Consider the following 26,701-nt stretch of genomic DNA (forward strand, 5'->3'; position numbering starts at 1 on the left):
ATTAGAGGAATGCTGTTATGCGCGCACTGGTTTTATGTTGTTTAGTTTTCGTTATTCAAGGCTGTAAGAGTCTGCCCAAGGAGCAGGCAGTGCAAGTGGGTGCTAGGCCTTACTATTTAATCGACAAGATGACTGATGGGCCTTTAAAGCAGCAACTTGCGGCATGCGGTAATGGCCCTTTCTATAAAACTGATTTTGTAATTGGTCATCGCGGTGCCCCTATGCAGTTTCCTGAGCACAGCAAAGAGTCATATTTGGCTGCTGTAAGAATGGGCGCTGGCGTACTTGAATGTGACGTTGCCTTTACTAAAGACAAACAACTCGTGTGTCGCCATTCACAGTGCGATTTACACACCACTACCAACATTTTAGCGATTCCTGAGTTGGCTGCAAAATGCAGCCAACCTTTTACCCCGGCCAAAGACGGTCAACCAGCTCAGGCTAAATGCTGCACCAGCGATATCACCCAAGCTGAGTTTTTAACCCTAAAAGCTAAAATGGATGGCGCCAACCCAAACGCCAAAACCGTCGCAGAGTATATGCAAGGCACACCAAGCTGGCGCACTGATTTATACGCAAACAGTGGCACTGTTATGACCCACCAGCAAAGCATTAAGTTATTCAAATCACTGGGTGTAAAAATGACACCCGAGCTAAAAAGCCCAGAAGTTAGCATGCCATTTAACGGTTTTAGCCAGCAAGATTATGCGCAAAAAATGCTTGATGAGTATCGGGATTTAGGTGTGAATAGCGATGATGTGTATCCGCAATCATTTAATCTTGAAGATGTGAAGTATTGGCTGAACAATCACCCTGAATTTGCAAGCAACAGTATTTATCTTGATGGCCGAGATGAGCAAGCAGACTTTGATGCCATGGATGACACCACCTGGCAGCCATCAATGCAGGCTCTGTATGACGATGGAGTACGCATTATCGCACCGCCAATATGGATGCTTTTAAGCCTTGATGAGTCAGGTAAAATCGTGCCATCGCTTTATGCTATTAAAGCTAAACAAGCAGGGCTGAACATCATTACTTGGAGTTTAGAGCGCTCTGGTCCATTAACTAAGGGCGGTGGTTATTATTACCAGTCGATTGCCAGCGTGATTAAACAAGATGGGCAAATGATGAATGTGGTAGACGTCCTTGCTAAGCAAGTGGGTGTGATGGCTATTTTCTCTGACTGGCCTGCTACTCTTACCTATTACGCAAGCTGTATGCAGTACCCTGCCTCAATAAAATAGCTGAGCATCAATAAATTTCAAGGGCTTTGACTCGTCCAAAAGGTGGGGCTGAGGTATTATTAGCTAAACCGTTTTTTACAAGGATTAACATGATTATTCAGCACCATAGCCACGACATAGCGACCAACACAGGCACAATGCGCACCAGTATTTATCGCCCTGTAGAAGAAGGTAAATACCCGTGTGTTATTTTCTATTCTGAAATTTTCCAAGAAACAGCCCCTATTGCACGCTCTGCGGCAATACTTGCTGGTCATGGTTTTGTTGTGTTAGTGCCAGAAGTTTTTCATGAGTTAAATCCTATTGGGACGGTACTTGCTTATGATGATGCTGGAAAAGACAAAGGCAATGCCGACAAATGGGCAAAACCGCTTGAGAGCCATGACTCAGACACTGACGCTTTAATTGCATTTGCACGTCAGCAAGATTACTGCACAGGAAATGTCGGTGCCATGGGCGTATGTATTGGTGGTCACCTTGCATACCGTGCTGCATTAAACCCAAGTATCAAAGCCGCTTTTTGTTTATACGCGACAGATATACACAGCGATACCTTACCAGCGCAAGCGGGTAATAACTCATTTGAGCGCATGGCAGATATTAAAGGTGAGATCCACTTTGTTTGGGGTAAACAAGACCCCCATGTACCAAAGGAAGGCCGCCTTAAAATTTACCAACAAGCGGTGGCAACAGGCATTAATTACCAGTGGCAAGAAGTGAACGCCCAACATGCGTTTATGCGCGACGAAGGCGACCGATATGACCCAGTGCTTGCCATCAGCATGTACCAACAAGCCGTTGCTTTATTTAATCGCACGCTTGTTTAAATCGTCATAGTGGCTACTTGATTAGTAAAATAATCCTTCAAGTAATCAAGTAAAACCCGCAGTTTTTTACTTCCCGCCGCCCCTGGCGGGAATACGCCATAAAGTTCAATATCGGCAGTTTTGTAATCATCTAATATTGTGCGTAACAATCCCGCTTTGATCCTGGGTAGTGCATCATAAACAGGGATTTTCGCTAAACCATGCCCAGCTTCAACAAAGGCAGTTCGAGCAGCAGCATTATTAGTACTTATGCCACCACTAACTGCCACCTCAAAGCGGCGTTTGTCTTTTTCGAGCGTGACAACAGCACTACTTAGTTGATACACCACCCATGTATGCTCCGCTAAATCGGCGATGCTCTTAGGTATAGGGTATTTTGTAAAGTAATCGACTGAACCACATAAGCAAGTCGCCATACTTGCAAGTTTAGTCGCTTGTAAGTTTGAGCTTTCAAGGGCCACGCCTCTAATCGCTAAGTCGTAGCCTTCTTTGATGATATCAACCACATCATCACTAAGCTGTAAATCAATATCAATTTTCGGATACAAACGCTTAAACTGAGCAAGTGCCGGCACCACAAGTTGCAAGCCTACATTCACCGGACAACTCAATTTAATAACCCCAACCGGTTCACTCTTTAAGTTCTCAAGGTGTAAATTAGCAGCTTCAGCGTGCTCGGTGATAGCCTGACAACGTTCATAATAAGCCATACCAGCTTCGGTAAGGGTCATGGTACGCGTTGAGCGGTTAAGTAACGTGAGCTTTAATTGCTGTTCTAATTTCTTTAAGTGATAACTAACTACAGCCCTTGATAAACCAAGTTGTTGAGCCGCTTTAGTTAAGCTGCCTTGCTGCACAATGTGGGCAAACACCACCATACTTTTTAATTGCTCAAACGATACTTTCATACAAACTCCTAATCTAACCTGAATAATTGTATCAATTATTAAACCAATGAAGTCAAATTTATCTGCGTTGTTTAACTCGGTTTTCACCCCTATAGTGTTATCAACGATGTTTAATACACAAAAAGGGATTCACTATGTCAGCTAAGAAAATTTTAATGGTACTCACTTCACACGATGAACTTGGCGATACCGGCCATAAAACAGGCTTTTGGGTCGAAGAATTTGCGGCGCCCTACTACGCCTTTATTGATGCTGGTGCAGAGGTAACGTTAGCTTCTGTTAAAGGTGGCCAACCTCCGGTTGATCCAAATAGTGCAGCCCCTGATGCAGCAACCGATGCCACAAAACGTTTTGAGCAAGACAGCGCAGCAAAAACTTTAATGGCTAATACTAAACCTCTGGCTGAAGTTAAAGCCGATGATTTTGATGCGGTATTTTACCCTGGCGGCCATGGTCCGTTATGGGACTTAGTTGATAACCAAGATTCAATTAGCTTGATAGAGCAATTTCTTAACTCAGAGAAACCAGTGGGTGCAGTATGTCACGCCAGTGCCGTATTACTGAATGCGAAAAATGCAGCTGGTAAGTCTGTGGTATTTGATAAAAAAGTAACCGGCTTTAGTAACTCAGAAGAAGATGCCGTACAACTTACCAATGTCGTGCCATTACTTGTTGAAGATGAGCTAATCAAACAAGGTGGTCATTATCAAAAAACCGATGATTGGGGCGAGCTTGCGATTGAAGATGGCCTACTAATCACAGGGCAAAACCCTGCAAGTTCTGAACTTGCTGCGAAAAAACTATTAACCAAATTAGGTTAAACTAGGTCAACATGACCTAGACCTTTAGTAAACACCTTGCATATCAAGGTGTTTACCTTCACTTTTAATAAGTTATACTCATTCGGTCACATTGATTTAAGAGCTTCTCATCATGACTGAAAAAAAAGCTGTCAAAATTCCTCCTATCAGTAGTAAGCGATTCGCAATTTTAGGCATTATGCTGATGTGCTTGGTACTGCAAATAATTAATACCCTACCCGGCATAAACTTAAACGGTTTAGGTATTTTGCCAAGGCAAATGTCTGGTTTATCAGGGGTGTTTTTTGCGCCATTTTTACATGGTGGCTGGGCACACCTTTTTAGTAACCTAGTGCCATTTGCTATTCTCAGCTGGCTAGTTTGCCAATTTAGCGTAAAACGCTTTTGGCTGGTGTTTGCAGGCACTGCGCTCATTGGTGGATTACTAGTATGGCTATTTGGCCGCAGCAATATTCATGTAGGGCTCAGTGGTGTTATCTACGGTTTATGGGGCTATTTAATTAGCTACGGCATTATGCACCGCTCATTCAAAGCCATTTTAATCAGTATTGCGGTTGTTGTGTTATACAGCGGCCTGATTTGGGGTGTCTTCCCGCAGCGCATTCATATTTCATTCGAAAGCCATTTATTCGGCGCAATTAGCGGCGCACTAATCGGCTATATTATGGCAAAGCGTGATAAGCAAAAGAGCCCTAAGCTTTAAACTGACAGCTTTTAAATAATAATGACCACACCTACACTATTTAAGAAGCTCTTTCGTTTTGAAAAAGGCAGGCAACTGTCAGGCTACGATAAAATGCTAATTTGCACAGCCCGCTGGCCAATTAAATTTGATATGTATATTTTGCGTTTTCCTGAGGGCAGTGAAATAGCGGCTCACACCGATAAAGTCGCTAGTGGTAAACATTTCAGGCTTAATATTGTACTCAAAAAAGCGCGTGCAGGTGGGAAGTTTATCTGCACTGCCCCACTCTATGAAAACTCACGAATCAAATTATTCCGTCCTGATATCTGCGAACATCAGGTAACGCGGGTAACGTCTGGCAGCCGATATATTTTAAGTATCGGCTGGATAAAAAATTAATAAGTTAACTCCCACGTTTAGAGCTGTATTTCAATTGTTTATATAGGCTCATAAAAAACCTAAATAACAATAATAGTGCTACTACTGTAAGTAAAAATAATACGTAAAATAAAGACGTAGTAATGTTACCTTTCATTTGAACAATAACAGATGTGTACTTTATTACGAATAAAAGTAGGACTACTCCACCTAGAATACCCGCTACTAACTTCCATTTGAGTTTAACCATCAAAGCTTGCTCCCTTATAGCTTATAGTTCAACACTAGCAGCAGAAAGTGGTCAGTTTCAACTCCTTAACTTCATTGTCACCATCACAACGCCATGGTCGGTACTTTGATCATCATAGGCAAACTGGGGGTTGATCAAGTGCTGATCATAGGTGTGATAATCAACCACCTCAAAAAAGCTACCCTGAAACCCGGCATCAAACTCACGGGATAACAAAATATAATCAAATACTGAGCTGCTACTACCAAAATAGTGGGTGGCTTCTCTGTCGTTCTCGGTGACAACATGGCGCTGATAGAGTTGCCAACTATCTTGTAGTTTGAACTCTGAACGAGATAAGCTATTTTTCCTATGACCGCTAAAGCGAAGATGATCAGCGATTAAATGGTTAAGAACGCCATCGTGTAACTCATTATTAAAGTCCCCCATCACAATCACAGGGTTATTGCTATGCGCTCTGCGTTTAATAAATTCAACGAGTAACAGTGCTGCTTCACTGCCACGTTGTATGCTTGATGCCCAGCGCCCAAGGGCTTGCGATTTTAACTGCATAACTAAGTTTTGCTGTTCGCTGTGGCTTTCATCATCTTGGTGATAGAGCATGCTACGTTTTGATTTAAAGTGCACTACATAGCAATCGACGTGTCCTAAGTGAGGTACTTCAAGTGTCGCGCGAATAATACTGCGGCTAAAGTTAAAATTATCGCTCAAGCCCATCGCTAAAATATCATCTTGCTCTGCCTCAACCTGACTGACATCAACAATTTTATAGCGTGAGGCAATGGCCACAACCGGATCGCGATAAATAAAGTCATCAATCACCGTTGGCTCATCAACGACTGCAAAATAGAGGTAACCCTCTGCGTTAACTTGTTGTTTCAGTTCATTGATACTGAACACTTCTTGAAAGCCAATAATGTCTGGCTGCTGATTTTTAAGATAATCGGCCAACCAGCGCTGCTTTTTGGCCCATTGCTCAGCGCTATAAATGCGCTGAAAATCATAAAATGCGTCAGGTGGCGCTAAATAATTATATAAATTAAATGTCGCCACCTTTAATTGGCTGTTTTCTATCACTTAATTCCTTATTCGTGCAACCACTCAGTGGCAATAATCGGGTCTTCAAAGTATTTCACTTCGCCACTGATAAACCAGTTACCCACTTTGCTTGCCACTTGTTGCCAGTGTTTGTTACCAACTACTGCTATACGGCAAAACTCTTTGTTGTGTTTAAGGCCTAGCTTAAAATCATCCCATGCGGCTTGTAACTCCCAGCCTTCTAACTCAGTAATATCAACATAGGCTCTTATTTTTGCACTCGGAACTGCCGCTACTGCATTATCTATAAGAGGGGTAAGAGTTTTATAATCCTCGTGGGTAAGCTTTCCGACTACTTTAATTGTGAGATAAAAAGTCGTGCCAGTGCGCTCAAGGCCAATGGCTAAACCATGCTTTTTCATGTCATCCTCCTTGTTATTCATAATTAATAACTGTACTTCCCTTGCTTTATCTGATCAACTAGGATGGTAGTTTCGTAATGACATTCATTAAAGCACAATTTAGGAGTTTCAATGAGTAATACCGACAGTTATACACCACCTAAAGTGTGGCAATGGGATGCAGAAAACGGTGGTGAATGGGCGAAGACAAATCGCCCGGTCTCAGGTGCAACCCACGAGCAAGACTTGCCCGTTGGTAAACACGATCTTCAACTCTACTCGCTTGCGACACCAAACGGCCAAAAAGTGACTATCATGCTCGAAGAACTATTAGAGCTTGGTATTGATGAAGCTGACTACGATGCATTTTTAATTAAAATTGGCGATGGTGACCAGTTCTCTTCAGGGTTTGTAAGTGTTAATCCTAATTCAAAAATCCCAGCCTTAATGGATCACAGTACAACGCCCGTTACTCGCGTGTTTGAGTCAGGTGCAATTTTACAATACTTGGCTGAGAAATTTGATGCGCTGATCCCAAGCGATCACGCCAGTAAAACAGAATGTCGTAATTGGCTATTTTGGCAAATGGGCTCTGCCCCCTACTTAGGCGGAGGCTTCGGTCACTTTTATAGTTATGCACCATTTAAAATGCAGTACCCAATTGACCGCTTCACCATGGAAGTAAAACGCCAGTTAGACGTACTAAACCGTCATTTAAGCGACCATGACTACATGGCTGGCAGCGAATATTCAATCGCCGATATCGCAATCTGGCCGTGGTATGGCAGCTTAGTACTTGGCAATTTATATGATGCAGCTGAGTTCTTAGATGTTGAGTCATATAGTCATGTGATGCGCTGGGCAAAACAAATTGAGCGCCGCCCTGCAGTAAAACGAGGTCGCAGAGTTAACAAAACATGGGGTGATGAAGCTGAGCAGTTAGCGGAGCGCCACTCTAAGGAAGATTTTTAAGGGCTTAATTGCCCTTTTTCATAACCTCTGAACCCTATGAAAAAGCTCAGTAAAGAAGACATCTACCAACGCCTTAGTAACACCGAAGACGCCCGTGCCTGTAAAGCAATTGATGAAGCCGCTTGTAAAGTGGTACCCGGCAATTTTATTACTCTATTAGTAAGTCAGCTATTCAGTAAATTTGCAGATGCCTTGTTAAACCCTAAAGTGACCCTACCTTGGCTATTACAAAGCATTAATGTACCAAGTAGCTTTATTGCTTGGCTTGTGCCTATTCGTGAGTCAGGCTCAATGCTGCCACAACTGGCCATCGCCACTGCTATTCGCAAGCTCCCAGTCAGAAAGTGGGTTTGGGTGATTGGCGCAATTGTGCAGGCTTTATGTATTGTTGGTATGCTGATTTGTGCTTTAACACTCCAAGGTGCAACTGCTGGGTTTGCTATCATCGCTATTTTAATTGTCTTTAGCCTAGCCCGTGGCTTTAATTCCATCGCTGCAAAAGATGTATTAGGCAAGGTTATTCCAAAACAGCAGCGTGGTAGCATTAGCGGTCTTGCTGCGAGTTTTGCCGGATTTGCAACGCTCACTTTTGGTCTTGGTTTATGGTATTTACAAAGCCTTGGCTATGAAAATGGGGTGTATGTTGCATTAATGCTGGCCGCTTTAATGTGGCTGTTTGCAGCACTCAGTTATAGCCGCATTCAAGAATACAAAGGCGCAACCGAAGGCGCTGAAAACGGCTTTTTACATGCTTTATCAAAATTAAAACTGCTTTACCAAGATAAGCAATTTGCTCATTTTATTGTCACTCGAGCATTGTTGTTATGCTCTGCTTTAAGCGCACCGTTTTATATCGTTCTTGCCAGTGAACAGGCTTTCGACTTTTCACTACTTGCTACGTTTATGGCGCTTTCTGGGCTTGCCAGCTTAGTCTCTGCGCCTATCTGGGGTCGATTAAGTGACTTATCGAGCCGCAAAGTATTAGTGTTTGCTGCAATGCTCGTCACCCTCAACGGTTTCGCCGTTTATTTAGTAGCTTATCTTAGCCCACAAACGCTCAATGAGTTTTGGCTATTACCGCTCTGTTATTTTTTACTCACCGTAGCTCATCAAGGGGTTCGCCTTGGTCGTAAAACCTACCTTGTTGATATGGCTGAAGGAAACAAGCGCACTGACTACGTCTCTGTCAGTAATACGGTGATCGGGGTTATTTTATTACTGCTAGGTAGTGTTGGCTTATTGAATAGTTTTTTAACAACGGCAGAATTAATTTTTTTCTACAGTATCTTAGGCTTAGTCGGTGCAATAAGTGCTTGGTTTTTACCTGATACCTAGACCCTACCTTAAAAAAAGCGCATAATCTTGCTGATTTTATTTCCAAAAAAGGACTTACTATGAAAAAGGCAGCTCTTGCACTTCTTACGCTACTTACACTTTCTGCTTGTAGCACCAGTGTGCCTATTCGTAACTTTGACGCAAACCCTGTACCGCAAATGGCATCTGGTAAACATGACCTTGAAAGTATCAAAACCAATATTTTAAAAGCATGTATGAAACTAGGTTGGACGTGTCGTTCAAACGCCGAAGGTCAAATCTTAGGTAAACTTGATATTCGTAAACATCAATTACGCGTTGATATTACGTTTAACGAACAAGAATACTCGATTGATTACAAAGATTCGATAAACCTTGATTACAATGGCAAAAAAATCCACCGTCAATATATCAACTGGGTTACCAACTTAATGCGCAATATTGATGCTGAATTAGCCTATAAATAAAATTAACGCAGAATCAAGTATTAAAAAAGGCGACCTAGGTCGCCTTTTCTTTGCTAGTTTTTCAGGTTCTTATCGAAGAACTCTAAAAACGCTTTCAATGTTTTAATTCTATATGGCTGATGCGATAAGTAGTGATCACCATCCTCAAGCTCAATGTAAGTAACATCTTTGCCTTCGTCTTTGAGTTCATCATCCATTTCACGGCTATGATAAACAGGCACCACGTTATCATCTGAGCCATGAACCAATAGCACAGGGCGATTGATTTGCTTCGCAAAATTAACAGGCGACACCTTTTCTAGTTTATCGCTATCAGTACCAAATTGCTTACGCACAATTTCTTTATTAGTGAAATGTCGCGCCTTACTAACAATACGCTCAAGATCAGTAACGCCAGCAAAGCTTGCTGCACATTTGAATGTTTCTGGGTGTTTAACCACCGCCATTAATGCAGCATAACCACCATAACTTGCCCCGCCAATACAGATTTTATCTCCATTAGCGATACCTTCCTTAACAAGCCAATTAGCAGCATCTTGCAAGTCATCTTGCATTTCTTTACCAAAACCTTGAACTGCGGCCATCTCAAATTCATGACCATAGCCACTCGAACCACGGAAGTTTGGTTGCAGTACTGCATAACCATTGTAGGCAAGTAATGCTGTCCAATAGTCAAAACCAGCATAATCACGAGCCATAGGGCCACCATGCGGGAACACAATAGTGGGTAATTTATCCCCTTCTTTGTAACCCACAGGTAAAGTTAAATACCCTTCAATAGTTAAGCCATCACGGGCTTTATAACTGATTTTCTTTTTACCAGTATAAACTGTGTCATCAATATCCGGGAATGCCGATGCAAATACGGTTAACTCGTTAGTATCACGATTCCCAAGCAGGTAAGTTCCTGTGCTGTCGTCGCTTGTCAAATAAACCACATATTGACGCTGATCTTTACTGGTATCAATAATATCAATATCAAACTTATCTGCTGGTAATACACCACGTAATGCAGTGTATAATTTATTCAAGTCATCGTTCCAATAACGAATGCCATCTTCTAGATGCGAATGAGTAAAACCAGCTACCTCACCGGTAAGTGGCGAATAAAAAATAGAGCCGTCAAAATCATAGTTGTCATCGCTGAACACTAACTCTTTTTTCATGGTTGCTAGGTCCATTTTATAAAGCGCATCATAGCCATCTTTAAGTGCTTTGAAATAAAGAATATTAGGGTCTTTATCAAAGCCTAAAATTGTCACGACATCAGGGCTAAATGCTTTATATTTAAATAACGTTTTACGATTATCTCTATCTTCATCGTAAAGAATATATTCAAATTCATCTTCATCCATTTTAAGAGCAATTCGTACATTACCTTGGCGGTCTGCTTTCCAAGCAATGACTTTGTTACGTGAACGCTGCACTTTCTTTTTACGAAGTGTATTTAAATCAAGTTCATACACACCAGGCGCATTGGCAACATCAAAGTCACCTTGCACTAAGATTTTATCTTTATCATTAGGTAAAAAACTGATGACCTGATCGCCAAATTGAGGTTGGCGTTCATCACGGTTATAGTTTGGTTCATTGGCTAGTTTCGCCTTGCCTTTATCATTAATATTGTAGGCATACATGCGAGTCGATGAATATTTAGGACCGCCAAATTGACGTTGAATATAGCGCGCACCTAAAAGTAGCACTTCATCATTTGCCCATTCATACCAATCGAAGAAAATAGTGTGGTTATCTGAACGGATAATAGAATCAGCTTGTTTAGTTTCACGGTTATAAACCATTAAAACTAACTCACCATTTACATTTCGAATAAACGATAAATTTTTACCATTTGGCGAAAATTTTACTTGGCTAAAAGCCCGTAAAGAGGCGAAAGATTCTACAGGGAGTTGGGTGTTTTCAGCAGCACGGGGCATTAAGCTGAGCACTGCCAAAAGTGTAAGCAGTAAGTACTTCATAATAAAGTCCATTTCTATTTTTATTGTACCGGCAATAATAACATTAAATTATAAAAAAAGACCAGTTCACAAATTTAGGCACACCATTCATTCGTTTAAAGCGAACATAACACTCGATTAATAGCATTATTAATTTATTTTTTGCTAATTATAATGGCTGCATAACTTCAGTTTTCTTAGGTGACATGATGAAAAAAGTACTTGTGTTAAATTCATCTTTAAATGGTGAACAAGGTAATTCAAGCAAACTTAGCCAACATTTTGTTGAGCAGCTTGCTAACAACCAACAAATTTCAGTAACAACTCGCGATTTAAGCGACAATGCGATTGCTCACTTAACGCAGACAGAAATGGCTGCTTGGATGACTGATGCAAACGAGCGCAGCGATGAGCAAAAAGCACTTGCTGCAATTTCTGACGATTTAATTGCTGAACTTAACGATAACGACCTGATTGTTATTGGCATGCCAATGTACAACTTTGGTATTCCATCAACATTTAAAGCTTGGATTGATCGTATTGCTCGTGCTGGTATTACGTTTAAATACACTGAGCAAGGCCCAGTAGGTTTAATTACAGACAAAAAAGTAGTGGTACTTGCTGCACGTGGCGGTATGTATCAAGGCACAGAGATGGATACACAAACTAAATACTTAAAAGATGTACTTGGTTTTGTGGGTATGACTGACGTTAACTTTATCTATGCAGAAGGCCTTGCGATGCCGGGTGCAGAGCAAAGCTTAGAAGCAGCACAAAACAAAATAAAGGCTTTTACCGCGTCGCTTTAATAAGTGATTAATAAAGCTAGATATAAAAAAGCGGTCATCATGACCGCTTTGTGATTTACGCTGTGACCGATAACAGCGAATCACCTTCAGATAAACCAAACTTTTCTTGCACAGAGGCTAGAATCGCTTCTTTATCTTCTTCTCCCAGTTGATCAGAATATTGCGCTAACAACTCATCTAAATAACTGACAACTTCTTCAGTATCAACCTGCTCGAGTGAGTTACCACTTGGCGGCGGCGGTGGTGGACCAGGCGGGCGTTCACCTTCAGGGCGACCTAATTCACCGACTTCAGCGGCATCAAAGCCAGCTTCAGCCATAATTGCTTCCATCTCTTGACCCGGTTGAATACCTGCGTCCATAAATGTTTGCATAATAGATTGTGCATCTTCTGCAGTTAAGTTTTCAGGATCAAACTGAGCTAAGGTTTCATTCATTAACTCTGTTTGTTCACTGGTTAACGGCTCTGCTTGAGGTCGTTGCATGGGCTGAAAATTCGCACCCGATGAAACACTGTTGATCATCGTTGATTTTCCTTACGTTTTGGTGGTTTATGGTTGTTGAACTCGTCTTCAGTTACTTCACCATTTTGATCAGCATCCATGTCATTAAAAATGGTTTGCAGCATATCTTCAGGCATAGGCTGTTCACTAAACTCAGTAAAATCAATCACCCCATTGCCATCAATATCAATCGTCGTAAAGTCAGGTCGTGGAGGTGGACCGCCTTGATGGTCGCGAGCAAAGCAAGCGGGCGCTGTGGCTAACAACGAAATAGCTAAAACAGAAAGTGCAGATAAATGCTTCATAGCGAACCTCTTATGTCATTCAATTGACCGTAAGCATAATCTGAATACCATCCAAAAGTGTGTGGGCAATATGCAACAAATGTGGAAACTTTGTGGATTACGTTAGCAATTAATCGAAGTTGTGACTTGTTACGTATGAAGAGCAAAACAATTTTCCAACACGACGATTATGGCAGGCTCAAAAAAGCAAAAAGTGAATCTTGTTTGGTTCAAACGTGACCTAAGACTCTCTGATCATCAACCACTTGCCAATGCGATTGCATCAGACCTGCCCTGCATACTGATTTATAACTTTGAGCCACTATTACTCGAAGATCCCCATTACAGCTTAAGGCACTGGCGTTTTGTTGCTCAGTCACTTAAAGACATCAACCAACAACTTGAAAAATACAACGCTGAAATCGCCATTTATAATCAAGAAATGATTACCTTGTTAGAAACCCTTAGTGAAGATTTTGATATTGCAGGGGTTTATAGTCATCAAGAAATAGGTCTATACAATACCTTTGAGCGAGACAGGTTGGTGAAGAGTTGGCTAAACAACAAAGCGATTCCATGGTATGAAACACCACTTGGGGGCGTTAAGCGCGCGCGACCTAAACACTTTGACTGGCAAACTTATTGGCATGGCATGATGAACCAACGTCTTGTAACGCCAAATTGGCAAGCATTTAATGCAATTTTGCCTAATAATTACCAAGCAGCGACCTGTGTTGATGATTTTCTAGAGCACGACCCGCAGTTTCAATATGGTGGCCCTCATGCAGCCAGAGCTTGCCTACAGAGCTTTGTAGAAGAACGAGCAATGAACTACCAAAGTGGCATTTCAAGCCCATCAAAAAGTAGAGATTCATGCTCTAGGCTTTCGCCTTACTTAGCCTTTGGTAACCTGAGCCTTAGGCAGGTTTATCAAACCCTAAAATACTATTTAGCTAAGCAGCCTTTAAGCTGGCGTCGTTCATTACATGCTTTTGAATCTAGGCTTCACTGGCATTGTCATTTTATGCAAAAGTTCGAAACTCAGTGCAGCATGGAGTTTGCACCGCAAAATGCTGGCTACCTACACTATCCTTATCGCGATGATGAACTCGTTGCAGAGCACTTAAAACGCTTTGAACAAGGTCAAACAGGTATTCCTTTAATTGATGCGTGTATGCGCTGCCTCGCAGCAACGGGTTACATTAATTTTCGAATGCGCGCTATGTTAGTCAGCTTTATGACCCATCATATGAACATTCATTGGCATCCTGTTAGTTTAATTTTATCGCGTTATTTTTTAGATTTTGAACCGGGAATTCATTACCCACAAATTCAAATGCAAGCATCGGTCACAGGAACCAACACGATTCGCTTATACAACCCAATCAAGCAATCTGAAGACAAAGACGCAGATGGCATGTTTATTAAAACATGGTGCCCTGAACTTAAAAATTTACCTATAGAAGATCTCCACCAGCCATGGCAACAGCCGCCAATGGAGGCCTTATTTAATAACTTTAAACTCGGCGAAGACTACCCTGAGCCCATGGTCGATATTGAACATGCAGCCAAGCAAGCACGTGAGCGATTATGGTCATTTCGAGAACGTGATGATGTAAAGCAAGGTGCCAAGGTCGTGCTGCACCAGCATGTTACAAGCCTTAAAAAGCAACACCATGGCTCATAAAAAGCTTAATTTACCTAGTAAAACCTGCCCTGTTTGCGACAGGCCATTTATGTGGCGTAAGAAGTGGCAACGCGACTGGCAGCATGTTAAATACTGCTCAGAGCGTTGCAAGCGTGAAGCGAAGTTATTACAACAAAGTTTGTCTAGGCAATGAACTTGTAACCGTTTCTTTTTCAATAACGCGGGCTGGTTGATTTTTAAGTTCATTCAACAAAGCCTCAAGACGTGCAGCATAGTCTGAATTAAATTCAGCCTGCACTTTATTTTGTTCGACTATTAACGAAAGTAAATCGCGATTATTTGATGCGGCTAATTGTTCAGACAACTGCCCTAATAACTCCGATTGAGAGCAGTTATCTGCAGACGCTTTGAGTGCAGCTAAAATTGCATGCAGCGAATCATCTTGCTGATTATCAGTAATGAGCTTTTCCAATTGCGCTGTGAAATGCTGAAGTTGTTGCTGTGACGCTGCCAATAGACTCATTTTTAACTCTTCAATTGCGACTTTAGGTGAATGAACTTCTAAAAGTTGCGCGATATGAGCTAACTGGTCTTGATGGCTTACTTGTTGAGTATGCAAATTCAAGGCATCTTGTAACCCAGCAAAACTTTGCTTAGTGTTATTTCCATTAATCGCTTTAGTAAGCTGCTCAGCCAAATCAGCAAGCTGACTCTGCGGGTTTGATTGTTTTACCACCTCGGTTAACTCCGTTAACTCATTGCGGCTATCAAGCTTGGCTAGCTGCTGTAAAATTGCATTTAATACAGCCCGATTATCGGTGTCTTTGACTGCTGACGTTAACTCTCCTAGCTGTGATTGACACTGGGTTTGCTTCAGCGTTTCAATTAGCTCTTGTAGTTCTTTACGGTTATCAAGCTGGCCGAATTGTTCAGCCAAAACGGCTAAAGGCTGTTGATAATTGTGGTTTTTTAATATCGCAATTAATTCATTAAGCTGCTCAGTCGTATTGCTTGTTGCTAACAGCTGGTTTAACTGCTCAAAACTATCTTGATATGGCGCTTGCACAAAGCCCTGTTGAATCGTACTTTGCAATGAATGTAGAGCTGGTTTGGTATCTAATTCTTTTAAATTGATACCTAGGCTACTTAGTAATTCACTATAATCATGACTCAAATTAGTCTTACTTAACTTGCTCGCAATGGTCTCTAAAGACTCGTTTAAGAATCCCATTTGCTCGACAGCCATCATGGCCGGACTACCAGCGCCATCTAACTTATTCAGACGACAAAAATCTGTTTTGATTTGAGTAAAACGAGTCTGCTCCTGCTCAGTTAATGTACCTCGTAATTCTCCTAATTTAAGCAGGTTCTCCTCAGAGCCCTTACTTAAGGTCTGAGCTTCACCACGGTAATGATCTCGGATCAGATTCTCAAGCTCTTCTTCATTCATGGCTGCAACGACTTTTTCAGCCATTTTATTCATGTTCCGATAACTACCCTGTAGTTTAAATGGCGGTTCTGTACGGTAGTTATTGTCTTGTGCAGCCGAAGCGATGTACTGAGCATTCACTTTCAATACGGTGTCGCGAACGGTCATCAAGCGAGTTAATACGGCCTTTATTTCATTCGCTTCAGCTTGTGAATAGCCGTACTCAAGTTCATTTAAAGCTATGTCTTCACCTTGGCAGATACGAACCAACTTATACAAATCGTCCATATTACGATTTGCTAACGGAGCAAGAACGGCATTCGATGTTAACGCATTCTCAATAAAACTCATGGCAAACTCTTGCTCGCAACCTGCTAGCGTGTCGCCTAAGTTATAAATATCAGCACGGTTAGCTAACATATCTGGAATTTTGAAGCTTTCACCTGATTCTGTATATGGGTTACCTGCCATCACAACAGCAAACTTCTTACCTCTTAAATCATAGGTTTTACTTTTACCATTCCAAACACCATCAATTCGGCGTGAACCATCACATAACGAAATAAACTTTTGTAAAAACTCAGGGTTTGTATGCTGAATATCATCAAGATAAAGCATGACGTTATTACCCATTTCAAAGCTTTGATTGATTTTTGCTATTTCTTTTTCAGCGGTTGCATTTATAGCTTGGGCAGGATCGAGCGATACTTGATCGTGCCCAATTGATGGGCAATTCACTTTTACAAACGTCAAGCCAAGACGGTTCGCAACATATTCAATCAGGGTTGTTTTACCATATCCTGGCGGCGAAATGAGTAATAGCATCCCCATTAAATCACTGCGCTTATCTTTACCAGCAGAGCCAATTTGCTTTGCTAAATTATCGCCAATAATTGGAAAGTACACTTTATTGATCAGTTGATTTCGAACAAATGAGCTTAATGGACGAGCTTTAAACTCGTCTAGCTGAAGACGCTCTTTTTGCTGATTTAAAATAGTATTTCTCAACTGGTGATACTGTTCAAATGCTGGAACTTGGCTGGTTATATAGTGCCGAGTTCGTGCATAAAACTCCGCATAATTAACGTCCATTGCTTGCTCAACAACACGCTTATGTTGTCCCATTAAATCCGTAACAGCTGTATTAACCTGAATATCCAAAACCCTGTGCTTGATTGGCGTATTATCACTTAAGTGTAAATAGTTAGCGGCTTCTAACTGCACAGCCAATGGCATACTCGGTTGATGTTGGCAGTAAGCACTTATCCAGCTAAAAAATAACTGCGCACGGTCATTTAGATTACTAACATTCTCAGATGCTTGATTTAAATCGGCAAAGTACCCCTTCGCTTTTGCATCACTTGCAAACTGTTTAGCTAAGTTTAAAGCTTGCTGCGTTAGTACAAATTGAAGCTGCTCTGCGCTTTGTTGTTGCCCTAATTGCTTAACTAAATACTCAGCACTTAGTTCACATGAGAAATCCGTTAATTGTTGGCAAAAGCCTAACATTTGTTGACTAAATGCATCGATAAGTTGGCTTATTTGCATCATCAAGGTTTCAGCAAAATGTCCCGCATTAAAATGCTTCTCCATCAGCATTGCATTACTTGCTTGATGGTAAAAAGTATTTACATCCTGTGTTGATAACTGCGCACAAAATAGTTGCGCCATCACCCGACAGCTAGCCGGATAGATAAGTAAATCGAGGGATGTTTTTTGCTGCAAAAGTGATTTAATAATTGCATGCGCGTCGTGGTCATGAATACCTTTTTCATAACCTTCTTGATAACGAGGCTCAGCAAACTTTTGTATCAGTTTAAGTAAAGAGCCATTTTGTTCAGCTTGTTGAAGCTCATCAAAACTCAATGGATGTTCAGCGTTTTCACAGGCTAGAATCATTTGCGCAGCAAGGTATTCACCTCGATAGACAAGATCACTTTCAGATACGAGCGTTTGCTGCCACAGGTGCTGTGTTTTAGCTAAAACGTTAAGTGATTGCTCATCACTAATTGGTTCAAAATAGTCAGTCCCAGTTAAGTGCAACATCAGCTGCTCATCACGGGGCAACAAGGTTAAATCTAACTGTTGTTTATTAACACTAAATGCATGCTTACCAATACTTACTGTGCTACCACCGTCACTGTAAATATCTTGTTTATCGCGCAGTGCACGTATCCCTTGATCTTTACTCGCTTTAAGTTTTGCTTGAATATCATCAGCACGAACTTCATCACCAATGTCTTTAAGCTCATTACACAACGCTCTTAGTTTGCTGATCATAGGATCTGATGCAAAATAAGTATTCAGTTTATCTAACTCAGAAAAGCTCAGCGCACGGCGATTCACACCTTGTAAAATCCGCTCAGCCGCATTGGCTAAATTTAGTGCCCGTCGCTGTCTTGCATCAATAAGGCTTTGCTTGTGGGCCTCAAAGCTTTCGTAGACATCGTCTCGCTTAGCAATAATTTCCGCAAGGTACTCATCAAAGTCACTAAATTGTGATTCCAATTCTTCAAGCTGGATAAGCAAACGAGAAAGCTGTTCATCACACGCATCTGGCGTTTTCGCATTGTTTAGGGCATTCGTTATGCTTTGTGAGAACAATTTAAATCGAGCCGCAAACTCCGCTTTAGCTTCCACACTGCCCAAACTCTTCTGGCGAATTTCAATACTTGCTTTTGCACGGTTAACTAGCGCATATACCGCACTGATATCTTCAAGTATTTGTGTACGAACGCGACTATCAGCGATATCAAGATCAAGCATGGTGTGGTTAAGTAAATCAAGTTCGCTACTTTGAGTATCTAATTGCTCAACATACGATTTTAACTCTGTAACACTCTCACTTTTATTACTTAACGCTTCAAGTTCAGCCAGTGTTTTATGGTAAGGCTCAAGAGCCGTATCTTTTTGTAAAAATTCAGCAGTTGCTTGGCTTAGCTGTTCTAGCTTTTCATCCGTTTGCTGCTGTAGCTGAGACAACGCCTCAACATCAATGTATTTAACATCTTCAAGGCTGATTATTTGTCCCTTTAGAACCTTAAGCGCATCAATACCTTGGACAAATTCAGGTGCTAACTTGAAACTATCGGGCCTAATTTCACGGCTTACTTCTGTAAATTGCGAATTAATTTCAACTAAGGCTTGCTTGGCCTTATTTTGAATTTCAGTCACCTTTTCAAATTCGTCTAAAACTTGTTCAGCCGTTTCAAAAATTGAATGTAAAGAAGTAGCAATGTCTGCAAAATCAGTTTCATTCAACCAATGGTAGCGGTCGAAGATATTGCGGCTTAATGCAATAAGATCCTCATAATGATAAACATTAGGATTCTGCTCGTTTATAGACTTACAGACACTGTATAAATCAGAAATACCTCGAACTAATTCTGGGTTACCTATTTTGCCGAATAAGCTGGTTGCAGGCGGTGCATTTGCTGCAAATTCCGATGAAACAAAAGGACTTTGCCAAATTTGAATTGGATGAACACGTTCGGCTTCGTCTTTATCAGCCTTAAAAGTTAGTGTTAAACCGTTACCATAGATACCATAGCCGTGACAGTAGATTGGATTTTGTAGGTTTTTCTCAATAATGTTATAGGCAAATAGCGCATAGCGCCCTTCGCTTGGTTCATAAAACACATATAAAACGTCTTCACCATTGGGCGCTTTAACTTGACGATGAAAATCTAAGTCCTTAATTTGCTCTTCAAATGAACGAGCTTGGCCTGACTGTAAGTAATAACCGCCAGGAAAGATAATGCCATGATCTTCAGGTAAACTAACGCAGGCACTACCAATTGCATCTTGTCTTATCACTTGCTGAGTGCGCGTGTTAAAAATAAAGTATCGCCATTGCTTTTCACGATACGGAAGTATCTTTAATAAAATTAGCTCACCGACTTGCGCGTATTCAATATCACTATCAGCGAGTGACTGATTTTTATCATCAACGGGCTCAAAGTAGATGCCTTCTCCCGTATCCGTACTGTTTTCAACTTTGATGGTTAATGTGCCACCTAGCGTTTCTACGAATACTTGATCATTGATATTAACGTGGGCGTGTCGTCCTTCAACGTGATGACTTCGGTCTGTTTTTAACCATTCAAAATCGTAGTCATGGGCATTTTGTATATCTCGTTCGCCGCGGTTATCGATGTAATTAATTGTGTTATCTGGGTGAATTTCCCAGCGAAATACTCTTACATCCGTTAACTTGTCACCAATTTGGAATAGTGCAAACAACTTACCATTCTGCTGGTAAAGATGCTGAAGACTTGTTTGCTTGTAATAAGTATAGAGTTCCTCAAAATCGCGAATAAATCGCTTATCCGTTAAAAAGCGAGTTTGCTCAGGATAAGGTTCAACTTCATAATGTTCATCTTGCTCAATTAACTTATGAACACTGAAGACATCACTGATAGACGTTTCTTTTTTCAGACCAAGTGAAACGTTGTAAGCAAAAATGACTTTATCGCCAACAATCGCAATATCGCGTGGTGTACAGTTTTGTTCGGTACGAACTCTAACCCGTCCTTTAACTTGCAACTCGGTGCTACCAAACTCCACAATTCGTTGTTTATTAACGTTATCGACTTGTGTTTTTAAGCTACTACCAAAATTATTTAAACGGCGTTTAATTAAATCGTACGAGCCCTGCTCTAATGCTTGTTGTGTTTGATCCGTCATGCAATCAGTCCTGATATTTAAAATAAGTTAGCCGCAGCAAATGCATGCTACGGCTAAAATGGGCTAGTCTTTAGACTCGAGTTCTGCTTTGGTGCCTAAATTACCTAACATGCTTAATAGCTGACTTTTTTCAGCAGCTGTTGTATTGCTCAATTGTTTAAGCAATTTACTCATGTTGTAGTTCTTTAGTGTTTCTGCCGAACCATTTGCACCCGCTAACACCCCTTTTAAATCTTCAATTAAATTGCGGTCACCATTTAAATGATCTTTAAAGATGGTTTGTACCGTTTTGCTTTCATCAACGATACCATCGATTGATTTACCTAAACTTATCGCACTCATGAACTGATTAAAGAACTGTCCATCACCACCCATGATATTAATATCAGCATCACCTAACGCTTTAGCCATTACATGAGCTTGGTGCTCTGCGATGTCTTTGCTTGCTGATAGTTTTGCTAACACTAATTCTTTTTGTTGATTTAGCTGTAATGTGAAGCTCTCATAATCACGTGCATCTTGATTCATCGAATTAAGTGCTTGTAGTTTCTCTTCAAGACCTTTCGCTTCTGCTTGCATCTTACGTTCAAGGTTAATTGCTTCAACTTCACCTTGCTTCTCATTAGCCTCAGCCATTGCACTTTGAACCTGTGCCTGTGCTAAGCCAACTTCACGGTTACCCTGTGCTTCAGCTTCAAGTTTTTGACGAAGAACTTTAGCGTCTGCCTCACCTTGCAGTGCATTCGCTTCAGCTTTTGCTTTTATAACATCAGCTTCAGCAAGCCCTTTCGCAGCAGCTTCAACTTGCTGGGCTTGAGCGAGAATTTTCTTCGACTCGGCTTGTTGATTCGCAATACGAAGCTCTGCATTGGCCATTGTTTCTAGCTCTTTTGCTTTAAACTCAGCCGCTTGCTCCTGCGCTTTTGCTGCTTCAATATCTTTCACCAAGGCTTCTTCGGCTTCTGCTTTCGCACGAATTATGATGGCTTCTTTTGAACGTTCCGCATCGGCAAGCACTTTAACGTCTTTAATACGCTCTTCTTCTTCAGCAACTGACTTTTCAACAATCACACGGTCACGAATAACATCGGCAATTTCTTTGCGCTCAACTTCCAGTGCTTTTTCTTTGTTGATCCGTAAGATTTCAGTTTCTCGTTCGCGCTCAATAACCTCGATTTCACGAGCTCGTGAAACTTTTTCTTCTTCAATAGCAAGCACACGAAGACGATTTTGCTCTGCAATATCAAGCTCACGCTGTTTGTTTTGTTCACTGATACCAATTGCTTCATCGGTTAGTAAACGTGCTTGTTCTGCTTTTAAGCGTTCTTCTTGACGAACTTTTTCAGCTTCTGACTCTTCGCGAGCTTTAACTGTTTCAATTTCGCGTCTTTGACGAGCAACAGCATCTTCACGTTGACGTTCAATCTCTAATGATTTTTCAGTTGCTTCTTGATTCTGAACTTCAATTTTTGCACGTTCATCACATTTCAATTGGTTGGTCGAAACATTTTGTATTGCAGTCATCTCAGTGATACGGCGAATACCTTCTGCATCGAGAATGTTTTGAGGATCAAGCTTTTCTATTGAGGTTTGTTCTAAGTAGTCGATAGCCACATCTTCAAGGGTATACCCTGATAAATCTTGGCCAATGACTTCTTTGATATTATCGCGAAACTCATTTCGGTGAGTGAAAAGCTCAACGAAATCCATTCGTTTGCCCACTGTTTTAAGCGCTTCTGAAAATTTCGCTTCAAATAACTCTTGCAATGTTTCATGCTCAGATGCCCTTGCACACCCCACTTGCTTAGCTACACGTAAAATATCTTCTTTGTTTTCATTTACACGAATATAAAACGTAATCGCGATATCAGCACGTATGTTATCTTTACAGATTAAGCCGCCTTTATCTTTACGCTCAAGAACCATACGCTTAGTCGAAATGTCCATTACTTCCATTTTATGGATGACTGGAAAAACGATGCCACCGGTTGTAGTTACATCGGGCTCGTTCTTCATTTTATTGATAATAAGCGCTTGACCTTGCTCTACTTTTCGGTAGAACTTACCGATGATTAATAGAATTGCGAAAATAACGACGATTGCTATCCCCACAAAAACCAATATTGGTATTAAGTTATCTAAATATTCCATGTTATGTCCTAACGTGATTATCGATTTTATTTTGTATTACTTCTTAAAGCCTAGGATCACCAAGGCTTTGCGGTAATGATGTAACAGTGTTTATCTTTGATGTGCTCAAGCAACACGGCAGTGTCACCAGAAGAGAATTGCTCATTATTTTCTGCACGAACTTCAATCAATTGCTCTGTACCTTGGTACTTAACGCGCGCTTGACCAAATGAGTCAGTCACTTTACCTGTGGCAACAACACATTCTAAGCCGAGTAGATCTGAACTTTGTGATGCACTTTTACTCGCAAAAAAGCGTCTTAATGGGCGTAATAAAAGGGCAGAAATAGGGATAGCGACCAAAAGGCTAATAAGTAACAACAAACCGCCAAGCACATAAAAAACAATGCCATTGCCAAGTACACTTGCAAAAAACTTGTGTGCATAAATGGTAATTAACCAGCTGGTCATCACCAACACACTTGCCGATACAGTAAGTGGTGCATCACCAAATCCTAATGTATGCCAAATGCTTCCTGAACTTGCTTGTGATACATCACTATCGACATCGGACTCAAACATATCAATATCTGCGAATCCGAGCAGTGTGATAGCCCAAAATATAACTACAACAAAAAGTAGAGCGGATAAAATAACCGAAGGAAAACTAAAAGCGAGGTTCAAAAATTCCATATTACTGCATTCCATTTTTATAATTATTTAGCGCCAATCAAGACCCTTAAATAGGTAAATCATTATCACTGAATTGACTTCACCTATTCAAGTTTCATTTATATATACAACAAAATTCAGCAACTATTAAGCTTTTTCATACAGATTGGCGTTTAAGTTGCACTTATATCGTTAACTCACAGTTTTCGGCACAAAACCCTGAAAGCCTTTCACGGTTGTCGAAAAAATTTACAAAGGAGATGACGATGACGATTAAAAAATCTGCACATACGAGTTGGTCGGGTGATATTAAATCTGGCAAAGGCTATATTTCTAGTCAAAGTGGCGCGCTTGATAGCCAACCATTTGGCTTTAACACTCGCTTTGAAGATAAACCGGGCACTAACCCCGAAGAGCTGGTTGCAGCGGCACACAGTAGCTGTTTTAGCATGGCGCTATCGCTGGCACTAACTGAAGCAGGCTTTGTCGCTGACGACATAACCACCAAAGCAACAGTGAGCCTTGATGAAGTTGATGACGGCTTCGAAGTGAGCCACATTGCACTTGATGTTAGTGCAAAGATAAAAGAAATTTCGGGCGAAAAATTTGAGCAACTTTGTGAGCAAACTAAGCAAGGCTGCCCTATTTCTAAACTGATGAATGCCGAAATATCACTCACCACAACGCTTAATTAAGCTTTATAGGCCAAGCGCTGCTTGGCCTTTTCACAAACTAACAGACCCACAACACTTTATTACAAGGTAAGTAGCTGCTTGTTGTATTATCTTTATGAAACAAAACCAAATACAACAAGGATATGTATGTTTAAACAACTAGCCCCTATTGCTCTGGCAACACTTGCTTATTCAAACTGCTCTATCGCAACAGAACAACAGGTGAGTAAACAATGGTTCAATAGTATCGACTATACGCACATAGAGAATCACAGATATAGTTTTAATGCTTACCAATTAGTGAGCCATTACTACTTTGAGGAGCAGCAAAGCTCTGGGGTACTTGATGATTATGGCTACCTAGATACAGATTCAAACATTCGAGTGAATTACTTTAATAGCGATTACACTGATTATCTCGGTATGTTTGGTGAAGGATTTTATAAAAACTGGTTTGTTACAGGTGAAATTTACGATGTTGATGATACTGATGACTATACCTTAGGAGTAGGCTATTTATTTGCCGATGCCTTAAAAGTCTCTGTAAATAGGGATGTACGTGAATATGGTGATGATTATTTCCGCTTAAAAGCGCAGTATAACCTCCAAATAAACGATAAGGATTACCTTGGTTTTAGCGCAGAAACAGATGATGAACTCGACGTTTGGAATATCTCTGCCAGATACTTTAATCATTTAAGCGGCAGCCATTACATTACCGTCGATGTTGGCCACCAAGACAGCCTTTATGATTCAGCAAGCAGTGCCATGATCAGCTACTACTTCGGCGATCACTATGCCATAGGCGCAGGTTTGGATGATTCTGAACTCGTTTTACAAGGCAAGTACTTTATTAATGATAAATACTATTTAACCGCGAATTACACTGAAAGCGGCTCTGCTGAACTTTATAACCTTAAGTTTGTTGCCCAGTTTTAAACTGATATGAGCCAACAGCTTTAAACAAAAACGCCACTATAAAGTGGCGTTTTCAGTTTATAGAATTACATATTACCTAGTTTCATCATCATTGCAGTGTACATTTTTAAGTTCAGTGCTAACTGCTCTTCAGTAATAAACTCATGCTCTGAGTGACCTGTGTACTTTTTACCTGGCATTGATGGACCAAATGACACCGCATTATCAAATAACTTAGCATTTGTGCCACCACCAATTGACACAAAGCCCGCGTCTTTATCGCCGGTAAAGTGCTTAAAGATATCGAGTAATGCTTCTGCATGAGGCGCACCATCTAACAGCATTGGCGTACCAATTACCACTTTAGTGTCTTTTAAGGTGACATTATTAGTGGTTTGCCAAGCGCTAAGCGCTTCATTAATTTGCTGCTTAAGCACAGCTTCTTGTTTACCTACCGGACGACGCATATTAATCGACAGTTTAATGTCGTTACCGTCGCGGCTTAATAAGGTTGGCGAAACCGTCATCGGGCCCATAAAGTCATGCTTGTAACCAATTTCACCGAATTGCGCGCCGTATAAATCAAGACCAATTAGCTGATTGATAAACTCAATTGCTTGACCATCGCTATTGTTCTCAAGATCAATACCTTTAAAGATTTCTGCAAGGTGCGCAATAGCATTTTCACCCGCTTCTGGCTCAGATGAATGCGCTGAAATCCCCTTCACTTGGACTAACAAGCCATTGTCTTGCTCTGTCATCGCCACTTTGACGTTTTTAAGCTGAGCGACATTATCGTGCAATTTAGCCACAGTTGCCGCATCAGCGTTATGTACTAACACGCTGGCATCTTCAGGGATTTGGCTAACAAAGGCACCGCCTTTTAAGTCACTAACATATAAGCCTGTTTGTGCAGAGGTCGCTGAGAAAGTCGGCGCAATTAAGCTCCAGCCTTTTTCTGCAACAACCACAGGGTATGAAGCATCAATAGTGACAGCGTATTTTGGTTGCTGATAGGTTTTCATGAACTCTTCGAGTGGTGCCCAGTCAGACTCTTCTGCAAGGTAAACCATTAATTCAATACGGTTATTTAATGTAATACCGTTATCTTTAATCGCCTTCATCGCATGCAGTGCAGTCGCAATTGCACCTTTATCATCTTCTGTACCACGTGCAATTAGCTTTCCTGGCTCAGAGGTTTTATCCATTTTAAATGGACTTTGCTGCCATTTACTGGCGTCTGCTGGTTGCACATCACCATGGGTTACTATGGTTACTTTGTCAGCTTGGTTACCCATGCCAATTAACACTGTGTAGCCTAAATCTTGATAATCAAAACCAAACTGCGCCGCTTTCATTTTTAAGAACGACTTAAAGCCAATGAAATCTGGATTATCTGGAGTCGCTAGACCTTCTTTATTTACCGTTGGGTACGAAACTAAATTCTCTAAGGTATGAATTTGCGCTTGTTGATATTGCTCTACCGCGTAGTTAGCCAGCTTTTCACTTTGCTCAGACACAGCTGCCTGACTAGAGAAAGCACTTAATAAAAATGCAGCAAGTAATGAATGTTTCAAGATAAGCTCCAGAGTTTAAGAAGGTTTTTAGAAAGTCGCCTTGATTGTAACGCTTATAACGCCGACATAACATCTCTAATTCAAGCAAAATAGATCGCTTAAAAATACCA

At 41.0% G+C, this 26,701-nt stretch carries 23 protein-coding genes; 13 read left to right on the forward strand and 10 right to left on the reverse strand.

Features of this window, described 5'->3' with window-relative positions; translation table 11 throughout:
- Positions 1–17 precede the first annotated feature (17 nt).
- Entirely contained in the window at positions 18–1,247 is a 1,230-nt protein-coding gene (locus NH153_RS01495) for a glycerophosphodiester phosphodiesterase family protein (protein ID WP_063700290.1), read from the forward strand.
- Positions 1,248–1,336: 89 nt separating this feature from the next.
- The gene (locus tag NH153_RS01500) at positions 1,337–2,074 is read left to right on the forward strand and encodes a dienelactone hydrolase family protein (protein ID WP_063700291.1); all 738 of its coding nucleotides are present in this window, start codon (positions 1,337–1,339) and stop codon (positions 2,072–2,074) included.
- On the opposite strand, the gene NH153_RS01505 is transcribed toward NH153_RS01500, so the two are convergent.
- Positions 2,071–2,982, reverse strand: coding sequence for a LysR family transcriptional regulator (locus NH153_RS01505; protein ID WP_063700294.1), 912 nt, complete (start codon positions 2,980–2,982; stop codon positions 2,071–2,073). The genes NH153_RS01500 and NH153_RS01505 overlap by 4 nt on opposite strands.
- A 134-nt stretch (positions 2,983–3,116) precedes the next feature.
- Here NH153_RS01505 and NH153_RS01510 point away from each other — a divergent pair, with 134 nt between their 5' ends.
- From NH153_RS01510 to NH153_RS01520, 3 genes are all read left to right on the forward strand, one after another.
- Positions 3,117–3,803 carry a type 1 glutamine amidotransferase domain-containing protein gene (locus NH153_RS01510; protein WP_063700295.1) on the forward strand — a complete coding sequence of 229 codons (687 nt, stop codon included), beginning with the start codon at positions 3,117–3,119 and terminating at the stop codon, positions 3,801–3,803.
- Positions 3,804–3,915: 112 nt separating this feature from the next.
- Positions 3,916–4,506, forward strand: a complete 591-nt coding sequence (locus NH153_RS01515) for a rhomboid family intramembrane serine protease (protein ID WP_063700297.1) — start codon at positions 3,916–3,918, stop codon at positions 4,504–4,506.
- A gap of 21 nt (positions 4,507–4,527) precedes the next feature.
- Positions 4,528–4,887 carry a 2OG-Fe(II) oxygenase family protein gene (locus NH153_RS01520; RefSeq protein WP_063700299.1) on the forward strand — a complete coding sequence of 120 codons (360 nt, stop codon included), beginning with the start codon at positions 4,528–4,530 and terminating at the stop codon, positions 4,885–4,887.
- Between the two features lie 286 nt (positions 4,888–5,173).
- Here the strand turns inward: NH153_RS01520 and NH153_RS01530 are convergent, their stop codons facing one another.
- Both NH153_RS01530 and NH153_RS01535 read right to left on the reverse strand, forming a co-directional pair.
- Complete coding sequence (locus NH153_RS01530; protein WP_063700303.1) at positions 5,174–6,193, reverse strand: endonuclease/exonuclease/phosphatase family protein; 1,020 nt, start codon at positions 6,191–6,193, stop codon at positions 5,174–5,176.
- An 8-nt stretch (positions 6,194–6,201) separates the two neighbouring features.
- Positions 6,202–6,576: a SpoIIAA family protein gene (locus tag NH153_RS01535; protein WP_063700305.1), complete on the reverse strand. Its 375-nt coding sequence runs from the start codon at positions 6,574–6,576 to the stop codon at positions 6,202–6,204.
- Between the two features lie 111 nt (positions 6,577–6,687).
- Here NH153_RS01535 and yghU point away from each other — a divergent pair, with 111 nt between their 5' ends.
- From yghU to NH153_RS01550, 3 genes are read left to right on the forward strand one after another with little or no spacing between them, the layout of a single operon-like run.
- Positions 6,688–7,527 carry a glutathione-dependent disulfide-bond oxidoreductase gene (yghU, locus tag NH153_RS01540; protein ID WP_055021453.1) on the forward strand — a complete coding sequence of 280 codons (840 nt, stop codon included), beginning with the start codon at positions 6,688–6,690 and terminating at the stop codon, positions 7,525–7,527.
- Positions 7,528–7,563: 36 nt separating this feature from the next.
- Positions 7,564–8,862, forward strand: coding sequence for an MFS transporter (locus tag NH153_RS01545; protein ID WP_063700307.1), 1,299 nt, complete (start codon positions 7,564–7,566; stop codon positions 8,860–8,862).
- 59 nt (positions 8,863–8,921) lie between these two features.
- The gene (locus tag NH153_RS01550) at positions 8,922–9,308 is read left to right on the forward strand and encodes an ApeA family protein (RefSeq protein ID WP_063700309.1); all 387 of its coding nucleotides are present in this window, start codon (positions 8,922–8,924) and stop codon (positions 9,306–9,308) included.
- A gap of 53 nt (positions 9,309–9,361) precedes the next feature.
- On the opposite strand, the gene NH153_RS01555 is transcribed toward NH153_RS01550, so the two are convergent.
- Complete coding sequence (locus tag NH153_RS01555) at positions 9,362–11,284, reverse strand: alpha/beta hydrolase family protein (RefSeq protein WP_063700311.1); 1,923 nt, start codon at positions 11,282–11,284, stop codon at positions 9,362–9,364.
- 188 nt (positions 11,285–11,472) lie between these two features.
- Between NH153_RS01555 and NH153_RS01560 the strand changes: the two genes are divergently transcribed.
- Positions 11,473–12,072, forward strand: a complete 600-nt coding sequence (locus NH153_RS01560; protein ID WP_063700313.1) for an FMN-dependent NADH-azoreductase — start codon at positions 11,473–11,475, stop codon at positions 12,070–12,072.
- A gap of 55 nt (positions 12,073–12,127) precedes the next feature.
- Here the strand turns inward: NH153_RS01560 and NH153_RS01565 are convergent, their stop codons facing one another.
- Together NH153_RS01565 and NH153_RS01570 are read right to left on the reverse strand one after the other, a co-directional pair.
- Entirely contained in the window at positions 12,128–12,595 is a 468-nt protein-coding gene (locus NH153_RS01565; protein WP_063700315.1) for a hypothetical protein, read from the reverse strand.
- Positions 12,592–12,879: an EF-hand domain-containing protein gene (locus tag NH153_RS01570; protein ID WP_063700317.1), complete on the reverse strand. Its 288-nt coding sequence runs from the start codon at positions 12,877–12,879 to the stop codon at positions 12,592–12,594. Before NH153_RS01570 ends, NH153_RS01565 begins: the two co-directional genes overlap by 4 nt.
- Positions 12,880–13,048: 169 nt before the next feature.
- Here NH153_RS01570 and NH153_RS01575 point away from each other — a divergent pair, with 169 nt between their 5' ends.
- Positions 13,049–14,545: a cryptochrome/deoxyribodipyrimidine photo-lyase family protein gene (locus NH153_RS01575; protein ID WP_063700319.1), complete on the forward strand. Its 1,497-nt coding sequence runs from the start codon at positions 13,049–13,051 to the stop codon at positions 14,543–14,545.
- Positions 14,535–14,699 carry a DUF2256 domain-containing protein gene (locus NH153_RS21520; RefSeq protein WP_082873955.1) on the forward strand — a complete coding sequence of 55 codons (165 nt, stop codon included), beginning with the start codon at positions 14,535–14,537 and terminating at the stop codon, positions 14,697–14,699. The genes NH153_RS01575 and NH153_RS21520 overlap by 11 nt, the downstream gene beginning before the upstream one ends.
- On the opposite strand, the gene NH153_RS01580 is transcribed toward NH153_RS21520, so the two are convergent.
- From NH153_RS01580 to NH153_RS01590, 3 genes are all read right to left on the reverse strand, one after another.
- Positions 14,673–20,621, reverse strand: coding sequence for a DNA repair ATPase (locus tag NH153_RS01580; protein ID WP_082873956.1), 5,949 nt, complete (start codon positions 20,619–20,621; stop codon positions 14,673–14,675). The two genes, NH153_RS21520 and NH153_RS01580, sit on opposite strands and share 27 nt — an antisense overlap.
- A 63-nt stretch (positions 20,622–20,684) precedes the next feature.
- Positions 20,685–22,772 carry an SPFH domain-containing protein gene (locus tag NH153_RS01585; protein ID WP_063700320.1) on the reverse strand — a complete coding sequence of 696 codons (2,088 nt, stop codon included), beginning with the start codon at positions 22,770–22,772 and terminating at the stop codon, positions 20,685–20,687.
- Between the two features lie 56 nt (positions 22,773–22,828).
- A complete protein-coding gene (locus tag NH153_RS01590) occupies positions 22,829–23,443 on the reverse strand; it encodes a hypothetical protein (protein WP_063700321.1) in 615 nt (204 codons plus the stop codon).
- Positions 23,444–23,688: 245 nt separating this feature from the next.
- Between NH153_RS01590 and NH153_RS01595 the strand changes: the two genes are divergently transcribed.
- Complete coding sequence (locus NH153_RS01595) at positions 23,689–24,117, forward strand: OsmC family protein (protein WP_063700322.1); 429 nt, start codon at positions 23,689–23,691, stop codon at positions 24,115–24,117.
- Positions 24,118–24,243: 126 nt separating this feature from the next.
- Positions 24,244–25,035 (forward strand): putative porin, encoded by a 792-nt coding sequence (locus tag NH153_RS01600; RefSeq protein ID WP_063700326.1) that lies wholly within the window; start codon positions 24,244–24,246, stop codon positions 25,033–25,035.
- A 65-nt stretch (positions 25,036–25,100) separates the two neighbouring features.
- On the opposite strand, the gene NH153_RS01605 is transcribed toward NH153_RS01600, so the two are convergent.
- Positions 25,101–26,591 carry a dipeptidase gene (locus tag NH153_RS01605; protein ID WP_063700327.1) on the reverse strand — a complete coding sequence of 497 codons (1,491 nt, stop codon included), beginning with the start codon at positions 26,589–26,591 and terminating at the stop codon, positions 25,101–25,103.
- Between the last annotated feature and the right edge of the window lie 110 nt (positions 26,592–26,701).

The organism is Pseudoalteromonas gelatinilytica (assembly GCF_001641615.1).
GTDB classification, from domain to species: Bacteria; Pseudomonadota; Gammaproteobacteria; order Enterobacterales; family Alteromonadaceae; genus Pseudoalteromonas; species Pseudoalteromonas gelatinilytica.

Excerpts from the sequence above, each read along its gene's own strand:
- NH153_RS01495 (WP_063700290.1), top strand. The coding sequence starts at position 18 with ATGCGCGCACTGGTTTTATGTTGTTTAGTTTTCGTTATTCAAGGCTGT.
- NH153_RS01500 (WP_063700291.1), top strand. The coding sequence starts at position 1,337 with ATGATTATTCAGCACCATAGCCACGACATAGCGACCAACACAGGCACA.
- NH153_RS01505 (WP_063700294.1), bottom strand. The coding sequence starts at position 2,982 with ATGAAAGTATCGTTTGAGCAATTAAAAAGTATGGTGGTGTTTGCCCAC.
- NH153_RS01510 (WP_063700295.1), top strand. The coding sequence starts at position 3,117 with ATGTCAGCTAAGAAAATTTTAATGGTACTCACTTCACACGATGAACTT.
- NH153_RS01515 (WP_063700297.1), top strand. The coding sequence starts at position 3,916 with ATGACTGAAAAAAAAGCTGTCAAAATTCCTCCTATCAGTAGTAAGCGA.
- NH153_RS01520 (WP_063700299.1), top strand. The coding sequence starts at position 4,528 with ATGACCACACCTACACTATTTAAGAAGCTCTTTCGTTTTGAAAAAGGC.
- NH153_RS01535 (WP_063700305.1), bottom strand. The coding sequence starts at position 6,576 with ATGAAAAAGCATGGTTTAGCCATTGGCCTTGAGCGCACTGGCACGACT.
- yghU (WP_055021453.1), top strand. The coding sequence starts at position 6,688 with ATGAGTAATACCGACAGTTATACACCACCTAAAGTGTGGCAATGGGAT.
- NH153_RS01545 (WP_063700307.1), top strand. The coding sequence starts at position 7,564 with ATGAAAAAGCTCAGTAAAGAAGACATCTACCAACGCCTTAGTAACACC.
- NH153_RS01550 (WP_063700309.1), top strand. The coding sequence starts at position 8,922 with ATGAAAAAGGCAGCTCTTGCACTTCTTACGCTACTTACACTTTCTGCT.
- NH153_RS01555 (WP_063700311.1), bottom strand. The coding sequence starts at position 11,284 with ATGAAGTACTTACTGCTTACACTTTTGGCAGTGCTCAGCTTAATGCCC.
- NH153_RS01560 (WP_063700313.1), top strand. The coding sequence starts at position 11,473 with ATGAAAAAAGTACTTGTGTTAAATTCATCTTTAAATGGTGAACAAGGT.
- NH153_RS01565 (WP_063700315.1), bottom strand. The coding sequence starts at position 12,595 with ATGATCAACAGTGTTTCATCGGGTGCGAATTTTCAGCCCATGCAACGA.
- NH153_RS01570 (WP_063700317.1), bottom strand. The coding sequence starts at position 12,879 with ATGAAGCATTTATCTGCACTTTCTGTTTTAGCTATTTCGTTGTTAGCC.
- NH153_RS01575 (WP_063700319.1), top strand. The coding sequence starts at position 13,049 with ATGGCAGGCTCAAAAAAGCAAAAAGTGAATCTTGTTTGGTTCAAACGT.
- NH153_RS21520 (WP_082873955.1), top strand. The coding sequence starts at position 14,535 with ATGGCTCATAAAAAGCTTAATTTACCTAGTAAAACCTGCCCTGTTTGC.
- NH153_RS01580 (WP_082873956.1), bottom strand. The coding sequence starts at position 20,621 with ATGACGGATCAAACACAACAAGCATTAGAGCAGGGCTCGTACGATTTA.
- NH153_RS01585 (WP_063700320.1), bottom strand. The coding sequence starts at position 22,772 with ATGGAATATTTAGATAACTTAATACCAATATTGGTTTTTGTGGGGATA.
- NH153_RS01590 (WP_063700321.1), bottom strand. The coding sequence starts at position 23,443 with ATGGAATTTTTGAACCTCGCTTTTAGTTTTCCTTCGGTTATTTTATCC.
- NH153_RS01595 (WP_063700322.1), top strand. The coding sequence starts at position 23,689 with ATGACGATTAAAAAATCTGCACATACGAGTTGGTCGGGTGATATTAAA.
- NH153_RS01600 (WP_063700326.1), top strand. The coding sequence starts at position 24,244 with ATGTTTAAACAACTAGCCCCTATTGCTCTGGCAACACTTGCTTATTCA.